This window comes from Janthinobacterium sp. J1-1, assembly GCF_030944405.1.
In the GTDB taxonomy this organism is placed as follows: domain Bacteria; phylum Pseudomonadota; class Gammaproteobacteria; order Burkholderiales; family Burkholderiaceae_D; genus Janthinobacterium.
In genome coordinates this window covers 2306087-2321549 of record NZ_CP132339.1, presented here as the reverse complement: position 1 = coordinate 2321549, position 15463 = coordinate 2306087, and the positions used below count along the sequence as shown (strand labels likewise).

Genomic DNA, 15463 nt, shown 5'->3' with positions numbered 1-15463 from the left:
AAATAATTTTTTCTAAATTTGAAAAATTAGAAAATCCTTTTCATTTTCGGTATTCGATTCTATAATTTACTCCGGGCCGACGCCCGTGCCCTTGCCTTGCCAGGCAAGGTGCGACACCAGTCACCCTGACAAGAGAGTAAAGAGATGGCACAAGCAGCCGCAATCGACCAGCTAATGCAGCAAATCGTCGATGAATACGACAGCCTGTCGCGCCAGTTGAAACTGATCGCCAAGCATATCGAACAAAATCGCGCCAGCCTGATGCTCGAGCGCATCAGCGACATCGCCGCCGCCTGCGACGTGCAGCCGTCGGCTATCGTGCGCTTCGCCCAGCGCTTCGGCTTTTCCGGCTTCAGCGAAATGCAGGACGTGTTCCGCCAGGCCTACACCGACCAGGCGCGCGCCGCGCCTAATTACCGCCAGCGCATCCGCAAGCTTATTTCCTCGCGCGACAGCAAGGTGCGCACGGGCGACCTGACGCGCGAATTCATCGGCGCGAGCCGCAGCGGCCTCGATGAACTGGCGGCCGGCCTCGATGACGAACAGCTCGACGCGGCCGTCACCTTGCTGCAGCAGGCCGACAATATCTATGTGGTCGGCGTGCGGCGCGCGTTTCCGGTGGCCTCGTATATCGCCTACGCCCTGCAGCACACCAGCAAGCGCGTGCACCTGGTGACAGGCTTGGGTGGCGGCCACCGCGACCAGATGCGCAGCGTGCGCGAAGGCGACGTGGCGATTGCCATCAGCTTCGCGCCGTATGGCAAGGAAACCCTGGAGTGCGCGCGCATGGCACATGACAATGGCGCCAAGACGCTGGTGATCACCGACAGCACGCTGGCGCCGCTGGCGCGCAGCGCCGACGCCCTGCTGACAGTGACCGAAGGCAGCGCCTTTGCCTTCCGCTCGCTGACCGGCACCATCTGCCTGTGCCAGGCGCTGTTCATCGCGCTGGCCTACCGCATGGAAATCGATATCGAGGAAGTGGGCACGCAGGCGCCCGACTAGTCCTTCAGGCGTGCCTGGATGGCCTTCCACTGCGCCGGCGTGACGGGTGTGATCGACAGCCGGCTGCCTTTTTTCAACAGCAGCATGTCTTCCAGCGCCGGCATCTGGCGCAGTTCGGACAGCGGCAGCAGCGCCGTCTTTTTCAGGCCGCGCACGTCGACGCTGACCCAGCGCGGCTGCTCCTGGGTGGCTTTCGGGTCGAAGTAATGGCCGTCTTTTTCGAACTGGCTGTGGTCGGGATAGGCCGTGCTGGCCACTTCGGCCACGCCCACCACGCCCGGCTGCGCACAGCTGGAGTGATAAAACAGCACGCCGTCGCCTACACGCATGCCGTCACGCATGAAGTTGCGGGCCTGGTAGTTGCGCACGCCGAACCAGGGCATGGTGTGCTGCGGCGCGGCCATCAGGTCATCGATGCTCACTTCGGTGGGCTCGGATTTCATCAACCAGTATTGCTTCATGTCTTCCCCTGAACACTGCGGACGTAAAAAAACGGCTGCGCATCGTCATGCCGCAACCGTTTTTTCTGTATTAGGCCCCGCCTGTGCCGCTATGCCGGCATCCCGAACCAAACGGTTCAAGGTGGTCACGTTAGTTCAATTTCGGGTTCGTCGAACGAGCGACGCTCACTCCCATCAAACAAAATTCGCAACCGATGCGCATAAATGGTTCAAGGAATATATGGCAATCGCGAACACCGCAGGGTAGGCCGAAGTTTACTCCTTAGTCCGCGCATCGCAAAGGGAATTCGTACAGAAAACGCGGCCCGGGCACTTAAGCGCTGCTTAAAATAAATTTTCCTGGGGCGTCAGCGCGCTGTCCAACACCATGTGCATGGCCGAGATTTTTTGCTTCACTTCCATGATGGTCAGCTCGGACAGCGGCCCTTGCGGCGACTTGACGGACAAGAATTCCGCCGCCACGCCCAGCGCCGCCAGCACGGCGATGCGGTCATTGCCCTTGACCTTGCCCGCGTCGCGGATGGCCTTCATCTTGCTGTCCAGATAAATGGCCGCTTCGCGCAGCGCGCGCTCTTCGCCATCGCGGCAGACCATGCTGTACGACTGGCCCATGATATTGACATCGACACGCGACATTACGCTTCCTTCCCGTTGTCAGCCGCCTGGGCCATGGCTTCGGAGGCGGCCTGTTCCAGGCCCGCCTGCACCAGTTGCGGAATGTTTTCCAGCAGCGCCTCGACCCGCTCCTGCGCCTCGCGCATGCGTTGCACGTACAGCGCGTTCTCCGCGGCAAGGGCGGCATTGTCCTTGCGCAGTTGCGCGTTTTCACGACGCAGCGCATGGGTCATTTCGGCCAGCAGGCCGATTTTGTCGGATAATTCGTTGAATTCGGAAATCATCCCGCCACTATAGGGCGCAGGTCATGCGGGCGTCAATCGAATCACGTTGCTGACACACATAATTACATCAATACGCGTAGTTGCCGGTAAATACATGCTTTTTATCATCACGTCACTATTTCTGATGTATTAACGACCACTTTGCGCGGGCTCTTCGTAGTCCGGTTCGATGTCCAGCGTGCCATAGCGGTTTTCGCAGGAACGGCGGCGCAGTTCCTGCTTGCCGTTTTTACCGTCGAACACCATGGTCAGGTCGCGGCAAGTGGTAAAACTGCCGGGTTTGGTTCCCGTGTCGGACGGCGTCAGGCTCACGCGCAGGGGAACATTGTTGCCCAGCCCCTGGTTGCTCCACTGCCGGCGCTTGCCATCCTCTTCGTCCTTCAGGGTGCGCACGGCCGCGTTGAGCAGATCCTTCTTTTCCTGCGCGTTCAGCGTGGCCACCGTGACGTCGGACAGGAAGGGCGGATAAGTGACGGGCGGAGCATCCTTGCCCTGGATATCCCAGCGCCCGCTGTTTTGCGAGCAGGTGCGCCGGCTCAGGTCCTGCGTCCTGCCGCCGGCCGTGACGACGAATTTCAGGTCGCGGCACACATGCGCCTTCAGGCTGTGTTCGGTCATGCCGGAATTGCTGAAGCTGTAGACGGCTTGCATGGTGGCCGCCTTCGCGCCCGCGTTGTCCCACACATGCGCTTCCTGGTCGTCGTCGTCCTTGTTCAAATCGTTGAACAGTTCATTCATCAGCGCTTCCTTGTCCTGTGGCGGCAGGCTCACCACCGTCAGTTCGTCGAGAAAAGTTTGCGCGGTGGCATGGCCGGAACAGGCCAGGCCGAAGGCGGCGAGGGACAGGCAAAGGGCATGACGGGAAAACAAGGTAGGCATGATAGTGAAGTGTTTGATAAGCAATACTGATCATCTTAGCAAATTTGATCGCGATGCAATGTTTCCTGTGTGTACAGGAACAGCCCTGCCGCCCAGGCCATGCTAGAGTCGCATCCGCCGCTGACGCCCGGGAAGATGGCTTGCGCCAGCGCAAACCCCAGCCCGAATGCCACTTGCACGGATCGTGTATATATATGTTCCCCTTGAATAAGCCCCCTGCCGTCCCTATAATTAGCACTCGTTAGTAGAGAGTGCTAACAAACTCTTTCGTAGCAATCCTCATGACATACCGATGCTTGCCAGCTTTCGGCAAGGAGTACGCGCGGTGGGCGACGCCGCAGCGCATTCCCGCCAGAGGCGGACAGGCACGGGACGATCGAGGTTTGCTTGATTCGTTGCATGCCGTTATTGATTCCTCGATACGGCGGTCGGTCGACAGCGGGCCTGGCACGATGCCGGGCTGGCCAGGATCGAGCAACACTTATCCATTGAACTTTAAGGAGTTTTGTATGAATCTGCGCCCATTGAACGATCGCGTCATCGTCAAACGCCTCGACCAGGAAACCAAGACTGCGTCCGGCCTCATCATTCCTGATGCAGCTGCTGAAAAACCGGATCAAGGCGAAGTCCTTGCCGTAGGCAATGGCAAGATTCTCGACGATGGCAAAGTCCGTCCTCTGGATGTCAAAGTAGGCGACCGCGTCCTGTTCGGCAAATACGCCGGCCAGACCGTCAAGGTCGATGGCCAGGAACTGATGGTCATGCGCGAAGAAGACATCATGGCGATCGTCGTTCAGTAATTCGTTTCCACGTTTTAAATAGATCTATTCCGAAATTTCTGGAGAATTGAACATGGCAGCTAAAGAAGTAGTATTCGGCGACGCAGCGCGCGCCAAGATGGTCGAAGGCGTGAACATTCTCGCCAACGCAGTCAAAGTGACCCTGGGCCCGAAAGGCCGCAACGTGGTTCTGGAGCGCTCGTTCGGCGCCCCTACCGTCACCAAGGACGGCGTATCGGTAGCGAAAGAAGTCGAACTCAAAGACAAGCTCATGAACATGGGCGCGCAAATGGTCAAGGAAGTTGCTTCCCGCACCAGCGACAACGCCGGTGACGGTACCACCACCGCGACCGTGCTGGCACAAGCCATCGTGCGCGAAGGCATGAAGTTCGTTGCCGCCGGCATGAACCCGATGGACCTGAAGCGCGGCATCGACAAGGCTGTCGCTGCAACGGTTGAAGAGCTGGCAAAAATCGCCCGTCCTTGCACCACCACCAAGGAAATCGCCCAGGTTGGCGCGATCTCGGCCAACTCGGACTACTCGATCGGCGAGCGTATCGCTGAAGCGATGGAAAAAGTCGGCAAAGAAGGCGTGATCACCGTGGAAGACGGCAAGTCGCTGAACGACGAGCTGGACATCGTGGAAGGCATGCAGTTCGACCGCGGCTACCTGTCGCCGTACTTCGTCAACAACCAAGAGAAACAAGTTGCCATCCTGGACAATCCATTCGTCCTGCTGTGCGACAAGAAAATCTCGAACATCCGTGACCTGCTGCCGGTACTGGAACAAGTTGCCAAAGCTGGCCGTCCACTGCTGATCATCGCGGAAGACATCGAAGGCGAAGCACTGGCTACCTTGGTTGTGAACAACATCCGCGGCATCCTGAAAACCTGCGCAGTGAAAGCACCAGGCTTCGGCGACCGCCGCAAAGCCATGCTGGAAGACATCGCTGTCCTGACCGGTGGTCAAGTGATCGCCGAAGAAGTCGGCCTGACCCTGGAAAAAGTCACGCTGGAAGAGCTGGGCCAGGCCAAGCGCATCGAAGTGGGCAAGGAAAACACCATCGTCATCGACGGCGCCGGCGAAGCTGCCTCGATCGAAGCACGCGTGAAACAAGTGCGTGTGCAGATCGAAGAAGCGACCTCGGACTACGACCGTGAAAAACTGCAAGAGCGCGTGGCCAAACTGGCTGGCGGCGTTGCCGTGATCAAGGTTGGCGCAGCCACCGAAGTCGAAATGAAAGAGAAAAAAGCCCGCGTTGAAGATGCACTGCACGCGACCCGCGCTGCCGTCGAAGAAGGCATCGTGCCAGGCGGCGGCGTAGCCCTGCTGCGCGCACGCGCCAACATCACGGTCAAGGGCGACAATCCGGACCAGGACGCAGGTATCAAGATCGTCCTGCGCGCGATGGAAGAGCCACTGCGCATGATCGTGCAGAACGCCGGCGAAGAAGCGTCGGTCGTCGTGGCAGCCGTACTGGCTGGCTCGGGCAACTACGGCTACAACGCCGCCAACGGCACCTATGGCGACATGGTCGAAATGGGCGTGCTGGATCCAGCCAAAGTGACCCGTTCGGCGCTGCAAAACGCCGCTTCGATCGCTTCCCTGATGCTGACAACCGACTGCATGGTCTGCGAAATCGCTGACGACAAAGCAGGCGGCGGCATGGGCGGCGGCATGGGTGGCATGGGCGGCATGGGTGGCATGGACGGCATGATGTAACCCCTGCGGCCCGGCGCGCAGGCGACGGCGTCGCCGGGCCGCATCGCCGCATGATCACTGGCAGGCCAAAAGCTGCTCTTTTATCTGCGGCAACCCCGAGAGCCATCTTCCACGGAAGGTGGCTTTTTTTCGTCCATTTTTTGCCGCCAACAGGCGATTGCCCGCGCCCCGGTTTTGCTTTAGCATGGCCGCCATCATCCACCTCTTGTTCGCCACCATGCCGCCACGCGCCTCGTCTTCCAAAACCGCCATTACCGCCGGCATCCTGGCCGGCCTGCTGGCCGCCGCACTGGGCGCTTATTATGTGTATCAGCCGCCGTCAAGCTCGACAGCGCCGGCGATGCAGGAGGCGCCCGCCGCACAGGCTGACGACAAGGCGGTCAATGCGCTGTTGGCGCTGCCGGAAATCCGCGCCTGGTCGGCGCATATCGAAAAAGCCTCGGGCGGGCGTTCACATGGCGCGGTGATGGAAACGGCGCCCGAACAGCGCCTGGTCGATGGCCAGGCCTATTTTCAACTGAGCTTTTTTGAAAACGCGCCCGATGCGGCGCACCGCTGGGAGAGCTTTCTGGTCACGCCAGACGGCAAGCGCATCCTGGTGGAAGACACGGCCGAAGGGGAATTGCTGAGCCTGGAGCGCTGGCGCAAGGAAAGCGCGCCGATGAACCGCGTCGCCAACTAGGCCGGGTCGGCCCACCGACCGGCGTTAGCGCGCCAGGGCCGACAATGCGGCGGCCAGTACCGGATCTTCTCCGGTGCGCACGCTTTGCAGCGTGGGCCGCGCTTCGATGTGCGGCATGACGCCCTTGCCCACGAACTCACGGCCGTCCTGGTAGGTGTCACGCTTGACGCAGATGCGCGCCATGCCGCCACCGGGCAGTTCAAAGCTCAGTGGCTGGCCACTGCTGCCGCCAGATGCCTCGCCGACAATCAACCCACGCTGAAGCTGGTCAAAGGCGACCAGAAAGTCCTCGGCCGCGGAAAAGCTGCGCGGTCCGGCCAGCACGGCGACGGGACCGGTGAACACTTGTGCGTTGCGTGGGTGCTCACCGGCATCGCCATCCAGGCGCAGCCAATGCACGGAATTACCATGCTGTGCCCGCATCACAGGATCGTCCAGCCGAACATAACTGGCGGAACCCCTGACAGGCTGGTTGCTCAAGTGACGCAGTATCTGGTGGCCGAACCCGGTTGACCCGCCGCCGTTGTTGCGGACGTCAATCACCAATGCCGCTGCTTTCTGGATAGCCGGCCATGCTTTTTCAAATGCCCGGACACCGGCATCACTTTCAAAATGGTCCAGCGCGATATAGGCAACATTGTCCTTGAGCAGCTTGAACTCAAACTCCGGCGACTTGCCAACATCCTGGTAGCCACTACGCCGCACGCTGGTATCGCGTTGCACGCCGTCAGCGCCCACCAGTGAAAGATGGACCGGCTTGGCGGCATCGCCAGCGAGCAGCTGATAGGTATAGGTGCGCACGATTTTGTCCTGCGGGGTAGAACTGCTCACAAACGGCGCGACGTTTTGCTGCGCGTACGCCTTCACGGCCAGGCCATCGATCGCCACGATCTCGTCGCCCACCTTGACGATGTTTTCAAGCGATGGGCTGCGGACCTGGACCACCACGACCTTGTCTTCGACCAGGGCGGTCCGGATCGGCGGACGGGAATAGTACTTGCTGGTCAACGCCTCCGGCGGATAGATATTCGTGTGCCCGTCCTGGAGCAAGGGAGCCAGCCGCATCAGGACCTCATAATAGTCGCGCGTGGTTTGCGCCGCCATCACCTTGGGCAAGTAGTCGAGGTAGACCTTGTTCCAGTCCAGGTCCGGCACATGGTCGAAATACACGAAATGCTGGCGCGCTTCGTGCCAGAACAGGGACAATCCGGCGATACGCTCTTCGACACTCAGTTTTTCCTTGTCGCCCGCAGCGAGGGTTGGCGTATCGAACATGGTCGTTCCAAGCCGGGCCCGGGCGTTGATTGCCGCGAAACGAGGTTCGTTGCGCAAACCCTCGAAGGCCGGCGCCTGGTCGAATGGGACCGGAAGCCAGCTCGAGCGCTGGCTCTGCTCCAGCGCCTCCAGGGCTTGGTCCTTCATGCCGAGGCGAAGGTAGACCTCGGCCAGCGGAATCAGATTGTTGAGACGCTCGGCTCGCAGGTAAGTGGAGCCATTGGCAAGGTCGCGCATGGCAGGCTGGTCCAGTTCGGCAATAATACCTTCAAAGCGCGCCGCAGCCGCGCGCAACTGCCCTGGTGTTGAGCTTTCATTGATGCTGTCCTGCACTGCATTGCGCTTGCCCTGCAAGTACGCTTTCTGATCACCGGCGCGTTCCAGAGGCTTGCCTGGCGCGGCCATGGCAATTGAAGACATACATATCAGGACACAGAGCGAGAGGGAATGGGGGCGCATGTTTTTTCCGTTTTTAACCAGCCTGGAGTGTAGCGGCAAAAAACTATCAAAAATACACGCTTTATAACCATGCTTTACCGCATGGTCACTGCCGCCGGCCCCGCCGCGCCGCTGACGCGCGCGGCCCACCACACCGTCAGCAGCGACAAGCCCGCCGCGATCCAGCCATTGATGCCATAGCCGCTGATATGGCCGGCCGCGTCGGTATGCAGGGTCAGCCCGCCCAGCCACGCCCCCAGGCCATTGCCCACGCTTTGCAGCGCCGAATTGGCGCTCAGGAACGCGCCGCGTTGCTGTGGCGCGGGGATGGTCGTCAGCAGCGCCTGCAGCGGGATGGTGCGGCCCGAAACAAATACCATAAACAGCGGAAACACCAGCATCAGCGCCAGCAAGGGCAGCTGCGGCAAATGCGTGATCAGCAGCATCGGCACGATGGAGAACAGTGCCATCCAGCGGTAGACCGTCTGCTTGCCGGCCCGGTCGGCCCAGCGCCCCACCATGCGCGCCGTCACCAGAGTGGCGCAGCCGCCCGCCAGATACACCCAGGTCACGTCCAGCGGCGCCAGGCCCTGGTTGCCCACCAGCATAGGCGAGATGAACGGAATCAGCAGCATGCCGGCCGTCATGTTCACCACAGATAAGGCAAACGCCTGCACATGGCGCGGTTCACGCAACAGCGCCAGCAGGTTCGGCAGCACTTCGCGCAGCGGCGTGGGCGTGCCAGCCAGGTGCGACCGCAAAGACGGCAGCACGCGCGCCGCGCCCAGCCACACCAGCAGCGACAGCAGCACCAGCAGGAAGAACGGCGAGGCCCAGCCGAAATGCGCGGCCAGCACCACGCCGATCGGCACGCCACCGATGGCCGCCATGGCAAACGAAGTCATCACCACGCCGGTGGCGGCGCCTCGCCGCTCGGCGGGAATCACGTCGCCGATAATGGCCATGGTGATGGCGCCCAGCACGCCGCCGGTCAGGCCGGCGAATGCGCGCGACCACAGCAGCACATGAAAGTTCGGCGCCAGTGCGCACGCCAGGTTCGATACGGTAAACAGGCAGAACATGACCAGCAGCAGGCGCTTGCGGTCAAAGCGGTCGATATACGTGGCGGCCAGCAAGCCCGACAGGCCGGCGCACCAGGCATAGGCCGACACGGCGCCCGAGACGGCGGCCGGACCGATATCGAAAGCCTGCATCAGCTGCGGCGCCAGCGGCATCATCACCATGAAATCCATGATCACCGTGAATTGCGTAAGCGCCAGCAGCCACAACATCCAGCGTTCACGCGCCGGATCGAGCAAGGGTGTCGGATGAGGAGCTGACGTCATGCCAGCTCCTCGATATCGCGCCGCGCCTGGCGCAAGATGGCGCGGATGGCGTCCAGCCTGGCCTGCCCCGGCTCGCCCGCATGCGCGCGCGCGATCACCATCGTCTTGAGTTCATGCATCAGATGGCGCAGGTCGTCACACTGCTCCGGCGACGATGCGATGCGCGCGGCGATGGCGTCGACATAGGCACGGTTGGCGTCCAGGAAGGCCTGCCCCTCGGGCGTGATGCTGTGCAGCTTCTTGTTGCCGTCCAGCGTGACGGCAACATGGCCCTGGCCGACCAGGCCGTGCATCAGCGGATAGATGGCGCCGGGACTGGGCGCATACGCGCCGCCGGCGCGCTGGGCGATCGCCTTGATGATGTCGTAGCCGTGGCGCGGCTGGTCGGCGATCAGTTGCAGCACCAGATAGCGCAAGGTGCCGGAATCAAACATTTTCGGGCCACGCGCGCTGGCGCCGGCGCCGCTGTCATCACCGGGCCGGGCAGCTTGGGGCAAGGGCGTGGGGCGGAACAAAGAGCTCATGGCATTCCTTAAGATATATCGCAATAAGATATATCTTATGCAAACAAGGACCAGATCGCAAGGTTTACTTTCCGGCCGCAACACCCGATACTCGGTGCATGCCCGCCTTCCCCGTCCGCCCCCTCGCCCCCGACGACGCGCCCGCCTACCGCGCGCTGCGCCTGGCCGGCATCGCCGAACTGCCGGCCGCCTTTTGCACCACGCATGCGCTGGAAAGCAGCTTGCCGATGGCACAGATGCGCCAGCGCCTGCAGCCTACCCAGAACCAAATAATATTTGGCATTTTTAATGATGCGCAGTTGATCGCCATGGCGGGCCTGCGTCGCGAAGCGATCGCGGTGGTGCATGACAAAGCCAGCCTGTGGGGCGTGTATGTGGCGCCGCCGGCGCGCGGCCAGGGACTGGGCCGGCAGTTGGTGCAGGCGGCCGTCGAACACGCCTGCGCCATCCCGGAGCTGGCCACAGTGCGGCTGGCCGTGGCGCAGGACAACCAGGCGGCGTTGACCTTGTATCTGGCGTGCGGTTTCGTGCTCGATGGCGCCGCGCCGCAGGACGGCATGCTGCACCTGCAATTGCTGCTGCCGCGCCCTGCCGTGCCTGCCGCGAAAGTGCCACAAAGTAGTGTCTTTCTGAAAATCAAACCCTTACAAATCCCTGCGAAATAGGGCTGAAGCCGTTTTTTCTGTTGCCAGCAAACGCGGCAGGCCTTAGCATCGCGGCTTACAAAAAAACTACCTGGGAGAGCCAATGTCAACGGCCGAGACACAAACCGCCACCGGCAAGATGCCGCGGCAGATTCCGTACATTATCGCCAACGAAGGCTGCGAACGTTTCAGCTTTTATGGCATGCGCAATATTCTGACGCCGTTCCTGATCAGCACCTTGCTGCTGATGATACCGATCGACCAGCGTACGGGCGAAGCCAAGCATGTGTTCCATACGTTTGTCATCGGCGTGTATTTCTTCCCGCTGCTGGGCGGCTGGCTGGCCGACCGTTTTTTTGGCAAGTACAACACCATCTTCTGGCTCAGCCTGGTGTATTGCGCCGGCCATGCCTGCCTGGCCATCTTTGAAAGCAGCGTCAACGGCTTCTATTTCGGCCTGTTCCTGATCGCCTTCGGCTCGGGCGGCATCAAGCCGCTGGTGGCCTCGTTTGTCGGCGACCAGTTCGACCAGACCAACAAGCACAAGGCCAAGCTGGTGTTCGACCTGTTCTACTGGATCATCAACTTCGGCTCTTTCTTCGCGTCCTTGCTGATGCCGATGTTCCTGCGCGACTACGGTCCGTCGATCGCCTTCGGCATTCCCGGCATCATGATGCTGGCCGCCACCGTCGTCTTCTGGATGGGTGCCAAGAAATACGTGCACGTGCCGCCGGCGCCGCCGAATCCCGATTCGTTCACCCGCGTCGCCCGCACCGCCCTGCTGGCCCGTGTCGAAGGCGGTTCGCGCCCCGGCCTGTATGTCGCCTATGTCGGCGTGATCGGCGCCCTGTATGCGTTCTACAGCATCCCTGAATGGGGCTTCGTGATCTCGGCCTGTACCGCGCTGGTATTGCTGCTGGCTTTCGGCAGCATCGGCACGGCGATGCAGCTGGAACGCGCACGCGGCATCCACCCGGACGAAGCCGTCGAAGGCGTGCGCGCCGTGCTGCGCATCCTCGTCATCTTTGCGCTGGTCACGCCGTTCTTCTCGCTGTTCGACCAGAAAGCCTCGACCTGGATCGTGCAGGCCAACACCATGGAAAAACCGAGCTGGTTCCTGCCGGCGCAAATGCAGGCGCTGAACCCGATGCTGGTGATGCTGCTGATCCCGTTCAACAACCTGGTGCTGTACCCGATGCTGAACCGCTTCGGCCTGGAAGCGACGGCCCTGCGCCGCATGACGGCCGGCATCGGCTTTTCCTCGCTGGCCTGGATCGTCATCGGCCTGCTGCAACTGGCCCTGGACAGCGGCAGCGCCGTCTCCATCATGTGGCAGATCCTGCCGTATGCGCTGCTGACCTTCGGCGAAGTGCTGGTCTCGGCCACCGGCCTGGAATTTGCCTACAGCCAGGCGCCCGTGTCGATGAAGGGCGCCATCATGAGCTTCTGGAACCTGTCGACCACGGTGGGCAACCTGTGGGTGCTGATCGTCAACCGCAGCGTGATGAACGAAGGCGTGATCGGCAAGATCGCCGAGAGCGGCATCAGCGTCACGGCCTTCCAGATGTTCTTCTTTGCCGCCTTTGCCGCGGTGGCCATGCTGGCCTTCGGCCTGTATGCGAAGCGCTACAAGATGGTCGACAACTACCGCCAGGCGGTGGTGCCGGGCAAGGCGTAATCAAGCACGCAAGCCCTTGAAATGAAAAGGCGCCCTTCCGGGCTAATGCCGTTCAGTTAAGACTGAACGGCATTTTTATTTTGGGCTTGTAAACGTCAGGGTCTGCTGTTAACCTGCCTGGCTATGCTCAACGATACTCTCCACTTCCTTGCTAACCACCTTGAAGCACCTGACTGGCGCCGGCTGGGCGAACACTTGCCGGTCGAGTGGATTGATCAAGCCGTGCAGCATACTGATGCAATGAGCATCCGCCATCGTCGCCTACCGGCCGAACAGGTAGTCTGGCTGATGGTGGCATTGGCACTATATCGCCACAAGTCCATTAGTGAGGTCCTCGATGATCTCGGCTTGGCCGTTCCAGATGCACAGACTCCTTTTGTCAGCAAGAGCGCGGCTGCCCAGGCGCGCCAGCGCCTCGGCTCAGATCCGTTGAAGTGGCTGTTCGACCACTCAGCACAGCATTGGTGCGGCCAGGATCGTCGCTCGTATCTGTTCAAAGGATTGGTACTTTTTGCAATGGATGGGACCACTTTGCGGACCCATGACAATGACGAGACCCGTGAACACTTCGGCGCACAAAATTATTCCAGTGGCGCCATCGCGAGCTACCCTCAGGTACGCGGGGTGACCGTCACTGCGTTGTCAACCCATCTTGTTCACAGCGCTGCGTTTGGGCCTTACGGCACGAACGAAATGCTGTACGCCAAAAGGCTGATCGATGGCATACCCAACGATTCGCTGACCGTCTTCGATCGCGGATTTCTCTCAGCTGAAATTCTGTGCGCGCTAACCCGAGGCGGAAGTGAGCGCCACTTCGTCATCCCTGCCAAATCGAATACACGCTGGGAAGTGATCGAGGGCACTGAGGATGGCGACGACTTCACAGTGCGCATGCGCGTGTCACCGCAGGCGCGTGCCAAGTGTGCACAATTGCCGGAGTTTTGGGAGGCGCGTGCCATTACCGTCGTTGATGAACAAGCGCGAAGGCGTGTCCTGCTCACTTCGCTATGCGACCGACGCCGCTACAAACATGCCGATATCGAGAACTGCTACAAGCGTCGCTGGGGCATCGAAACAAGCTATCGCGAACTCAAGCAGACGATGCTTGGCGCCACGCTTACCCTGCGCTCAAAAACGGTAGATGGCGTGTACCAGGAGATCTGGGGCACCCTGATCGCCTATAACTTGATCCGACTGGAGATCGCCAAAGCCGCCTTGGTAGTCAAATGCGCACCGACCGAAGTGAGCTTCATCCGGGCCTTCCACCTGATCCAGTTCGAACTTCACTGGGCCGCCGTCACTAGGTCGTACGGCAAGCTGCCTGCGTCAATGAAACATCTGCGCGAAAGGCTGGTTAGCCTCTTGAATGACGAACGGCCCGATCGAAAATTCGACCGGGCCGTCAAGGCTAAACCAAAGCGTTATGCCACGCGCGTTCTACGAAAACCTGCTTAACTGAACGGCATTAGCCCTTCCGGGCGCCTTTTTTTACGTCGTCACCGTCGGCGCATCGCGCCCCGTACGCTGCCTGATCTGGGCCAGCTGCTCGGCAATCGCGATCAGTCCGGCCAGCGCCTGCTGGGTCGGAATATCGTGCTGGGCAACATCGGCTTCATAGCGCTCCAGGTACAGGCGCAGGGTGGCGCCCTGGGTGCCGGTGCCCGACAGGCGCAGCACGATGCGCGAGCCGTCCGTCATGATGATGCGCAGGCCCTGCTTGTGCGAGACGGAACCGTCGACCGGGTCGGTATAGCTGAAGTCGTCGGCCAGCGCCACCGTGTACTCGCCCAGCTGTTGGCCCGGCAAGCCGGCCAGCTGGGCGCGCACGGCGTCCATCAGCCCGGCGGCGGCGGCGCTGTCGATATCCTCGTAGTCGTGGCGCGAATAGTAGTTGCGGCCATACGTGGCCCAGTGCGCGCGCACGATCTGTTCCACCGATTGCTGTTTCGCGGCCAGCAGGTTGAGCCAGAACAGCACGGCCCACAACCCGTCTTTTTCGCGCACATGGTTCGAGCCGGTGCCGTAGCTTTCTTCGCCGCACAAAGTCGCCATCCCGGCGTCGAGCAGGTTGCCGAAGAACTTCCAGCCGGTCGGCGTTTCAAAGCTGGGGATGCCCAGCGCGGCGGCCACGCGGTCGGCCGCGCCCGAGGTCGGCATCGAGCGGGCGATGCCCTTCAAGCCGGCGCGGTAGCCGGGCGCCACGGTGGCGTGGGCGGCCAGGATGGCCAGGCTGTCGGACGGCGTGACGTCGAAGCGCCGGCCGACGATCATGTTGCGGTCGCCATCGCCGTCCGAGGCGGCGCCGAAGTCGGGCGCGTCGTCCTGCGACATGCGTGCGATCAGCTCGTGTGCATTGACCGGATTCGGGTCCGGGTGGCCGCCGCCGAAGTCTTCCAGGGGCAAGCCGTTGATGACGCTGCCCTTCGGCGCGCCCAGCAGGCCTTCCAGGATGGCGGTGGCGTACGGGCCGGAGACGGCGTGCATGCCGTCAAAGCAGATGCGCAGGCCGCCCGCGAACAGGGCGCGGATGGCGTCGAAGTCGAACAGTTCCTGCATCAGTTCGGCGTAGTCCGCCACAGGATCGATGACTTCGACCACCATCTGCTCGATGCGCACTTCGCCCAGCGTATCGAGATCGATGTCGGCCGTGTCGCTGATGCGGTATTCGCTGAGTTCTTTCGTGCGCGCAAAGATGGCGTCGGTGATCTTTTCGGGCGCCGGGCCGCCATTGGCGATGTTGTACTTGATGCCGAAATCGCCGTCCGGGCCGCCCGGATTATGGCTGGCCGACAAAATCAGGCCGCCGCTGGCGCCGCGCTTGCGGATCACGCAGCTGACGGCCGGCGTCGACAGGATGCCGCCCTGGCCCAGCAGCACGCGCGCGTAGCCGTGCGCGGCCGCCATGCGCAGCACCGTCTGGATCGCGGTGCGGTTGTAATAGCGGCCATCGCCGCCCAGCACCAGGGTTTGCCCGTGGCAATCGCCCAGGGTATCGAACACGCTCTGCACGAAATTTTCCAGGTATTGCGGTTCGCTGAACACGCCCACTTTCTTGCGCAGGCCCGAGGTGCCCGGCTGCTGGCCGGCGATCGGTGCCGTATTGATCAGTTGAATAGCCATCTTGCCTCCT

15 protein-coding genes and 1 other RNA gene are annotated in these 15463 nt (G+C 61.4%); 7 read left to right on the top strand and 9 right to left on the bottom strand.

Annotation, left to right across the window (positions count from 1 at the left end):
- Positions 1–144: 144 nt before the first annotated feature.
- Complete coding sequence (locus Q8L25_RS10550) at positions 145–1005, top strand: MurR/RpiR family transcriptional regulator (RefSeq protein WP_308924778.1); 861 nt, start codon at positions 145–147, stop codon at positions 1003–1005.
- Here Q8L25_RS10550 and Q8L25_RS10545 read toward each other — a convergent pair.
- From Q8L25_RS10545 to Q8L25_RS10525, 5 genes are all read right to left on the bottom strand, one after another.
- A complete protein-coding gene (locus tag Q8L25_RS10545) occupies positions 1002–1466 on the bottom strand; it encodes an EVE domain-containing protein (RefSeq protein WP_308924777.1) in 465 nt (154 codons plus the stop codon). The two genes, Q8L25_RS10550 and Q8L25_RS10545, sit on opposite strands and share 4 nt — an antisense overlap.
- A gap of 70 nt (positions 1467–1536) precedes the next feature.
- A non-coding RNA gene (ssrS, locus tag Q8L25_RS10540) (6S RNA) lies at positions 1537–1714 on the bottom strand.
- Positions 1715–1790: 76 nt separating this feature from the next.
- Complete coding sequence (locus Q8L25_RS10535) at positions 1791–2102, bottom strand: cell division protein ZapA (protein ID WP_308924776.1); 312 nt, start codon at positions 2100–2102, stop codon at positions 1791–1793.
- Positions 2102–2365, bottom strand: coding sequence for a DUF904 domain-containing protein (locus tag Q8L25_RS10530; protein WP_308924775.1), 264 nt, complete (start codon positions 2363–2365; stop codon positions 2102–2104). The genes Q8L25_RS10535 and Q8L25_RS10530 overlap by 1 nt, the downstream gene beginning before the upstream one ends.
- 129 nt (positions 2366–2494) lie before the next feature.
- Positions 2495–3244 carry a hypothetical protein gene (locus tag Q8L25_RS10525; protein ID WP_308924774.1) on the bottom strand — a complete coding sequence of 250 codons (750 nt, stop codon included), beginning with the start codon at positions 3242–3244 and terminating at the stop codon, positions 2495–2497.
- Between the two features lie 509 nt (positions 3245–3753).
- Here Q8L25_RS10525 and groES point away from each other — a divergent pair.
- The 3 genes from groES to Q8L25_RS10510 all read left to right on the top strand — a co-directional run bounded on the left by groES (position 3754) and on the right by Q8L25_RS10510 (position 6428).
- Positions 3754–4044, top strand: coding sequence for a co-chaperone GroES (gene groES, locus Q8L25_RS10520; RefSeq protein WP_065307519.1), 291 nt, complete (start codon positions 3754–3756; stop codon positions 4042–4044).
- Between the two features lie 52 nt (positions 4045–4096).
- Positions 4097–5746, top strand: a complete 1650-nt coding sequence (groL, locus tag Q8L25_RS10515) for a chaperonin GroEL (protein ID WP_065307518.1) — start codon at positions 4097–4099, stop codon at positions 5744–5746.
- 184 nt (positions 5747–5930) lie between these two features.
- Positions 5931–6428: a hypothetical protein gene (locus Q8L25_RS10510; RefSeq protein WP_308924773.1), complete on the top strand. Its 498-nt coding sequence runs from the start codon at positions 5931–5933 to the stop codon at positions 6426–6428.
- Between the two features lie 24 nt (positions 6429–6452).
- Here the strand turns inward: Q8L25_RS10510 and Q8L25_RS10505 are convergent, their stop codons facing one another.
- The 3 genes from Q8L25_RS10505 to Q8L25_RS10495 all read right to left on the bottom strand — a co-directional run bounded on the left by Q8L25_RS10505 (position 6453) and on the right by Q8L25_RS10495 (position 10011).
- A complete protein-coding gene (locus Q8L25_RS10505) occupies positions 6453–8123 on the bottom strand; it encodes a S41 family peptidase (protein ID WP_308924772.1) in 1671 nt (556 codons plus the stop codon).
- 113 nt (positions 8124–8236) lie between these two features.
- Positions 8237–9487, bottom strand: coding sequence for an MFS transporter (locus Q8L25_RS10500; RefSeq protein WP_308924771.1), 1251 nt, complete (start codon positions 9485–9487; stop codon positions 8237–8239).
- A complete protein-coding gene (locus Q8L25_RS10495) occupies positions 9484–10011 on the bottom strand; it encodes a PadR family transcriptional regulator (protein WP_308924770.1) in 528 nt (175 codons plus the stop codon). Before Q8L25_RS10495 ends, Q8L25_RS10500 begins: the two co-directional genes overlap by 4 nt.
- 98 nt (positions 10012–10109) lie before the next feature.
- Here Q8L25_RS10495 and Q8L25_RS10490 point away from each other — a divergent pair, with 98 nt between their 5' ends.
- The 3 genes from Q8L25_RS10490 (at position 10110) to Q8L25_RS10480 (ending at position 13788) form a co-directional block, all read left to right on the top strand.
- The gene (locus tag Q8L25_RS10490) at positions 10110–10676 is read left to right on the top strand and encodes a GNAT family N-acetyltransferase (protein WP_308924769.1); all 567 of its coding nucleotides are present in this window, start codon (positions 10110–10112) and stop codon (positions 10674–10676) included.
- 82 nt (positions 10677–10758) lie between these two features.
- Complete coding sequence (locus Q8L25_RS10485) at positions 10759–12333, top strand: oligopeptide:H+ symporter (protein WP_308924768.1); 1575 nt, start codon at positions 10759–10761, stop codon at positions 12331–12333.
- A gap of 123 nt (positions 12334–12456) precedes the next feature.
- A complete protein-coding gene (locus Q8L25_RS10480) occupies positions 12457–13788 on the top strand; it encodes an IS4 family transposase (RefSeq protein WP_308922182.1) in 1332 nt (443 codons plus the stop codon).
- A gap of 33 nt (positions 13789–13821) precedes the next feature.
- Here the strand turns inward: Q8L25_RS10480 and Q8L25_RS10475 are convergent, their stop codons facing one another.
- Positions 13822–15453 (bottom strand): alpha-D-glucose phosphate-specific phosphoglucomutase, encoded by a 1632-nt coding sequence (locus Q8L25_RS10475; RefSeq protein ID WP_308924767.1) that lies wholly within the window; start codon positions 15451–15453, stop codon positions 13822–13824.
- Positions 15454–15463: the final 10 nt, after the last annotated feature.

Bases quoted from the DNA above. Each gene is read 5' to 3' on its own strand.
- groL (WP_065307518.1), top strand. From the start codon at position 4,097: ATGGCAGCTAAAGAAGTAGTATTCGGCGACGCAGCGCGCGCCAAGATG.
- Q8L25_RS10535 (WP_308924776.1), bottom strand. From the start codon at position 2,102: ATGTCGCGTGTCGATGTCAATATCATGGGCCAGTCGTACAGCATGGTC.
- Q8L25_RS10505 (WP_308924772.1), bottom strand. From the start codon at position 8,123: ATGTCTTCAATTGCCATGGCCGCGCCAGGCAAGCCTCTGGAACGCGCC.
- Q8L25_RS10530 (WP_308924775.1), bottom strand. From the start codon at position 2,365: ATGATTTCCGAATTCAACGAATTATCCGACAAAATCGGCCTGCTGGCC.
- Q8L25_RS10485 (WP_308924768.1), top strand. From the start codon at position 10,759: ATGTCAACGGCCGAGACACAAACCGCCACCGGCAAGATGCCGCGGCAG.
- Q8L25_RS10475 (WP_308924767.1), bottom strand. From the start codon at position 15,453: ATGGCTATTCAACTGATCAATACGGCACCGATCGCCGGCCAGCAGCCG.
- Q8L25_RS10480 (WP_308922182.1), top strand. From the start codon at position 12,457: ATGCTCAACGATACTCTCCACTTCCTTGCTAACCACCTTGAAGCACCT.
- Q8L25_RS10545 (WP_308924777.1), bottom strand. From the start codon at position 1,466: ATGAAGCAATACTGGTTGATGAAATCCGAGCCCACCGAAGTGAGCATC.
- Q8L25_RS10525 (WP_308924774.1), bottom strand. From the start codon at position 3,244: ATGCCTACCTTGTTTTCCCGTCATGCCCTTTGCCTGTCCCTCGCCGCC.
- Q8L25_RS10510 (WP_308924773.1), top strand. From the start codon at position 5,931: ATGGCCGCCATCATCCACCTCTTGTTCGCCACCATGCCGCCACGCGCC.
- groES (WP_065307519.1), top strand. From the start codon at position 3,754: ATGAATCTGCGCCCATTGAACGATCGCGTCATCGTCAAACGCCTCGAC.
- Q8L25_RS10495 (WP_308924770.1), bottom strand. From the start codon at position 10,011: ATGAGCTCTTTGTTCCGCCCCACGCCCTTGCCCCAAGCTGCCCGGCCC.
- Q8L25_RS10550 (WP_308924778.1), top strand. From the start codon at position 145: ATGGCACAAGCAGCCGCAATCGACCAGCTAATGCAGCAAATCGTCGAT.
- Q8L25_RS10500 (WP_308924771.1), bottom strand. From the start codon at position 9,487: ATGACGTCAGCTCCTCATCCGACACCCTTGCTCGATCCGGCGCGTGAA.
- Q8L25_RS10490 (WP_308924769.1), top strand. From the start codon at position 10,110: ATGCCCGCCTTCCCCGTCCGCCCCCTCGCCCCCGACGACGCGCCCGCC.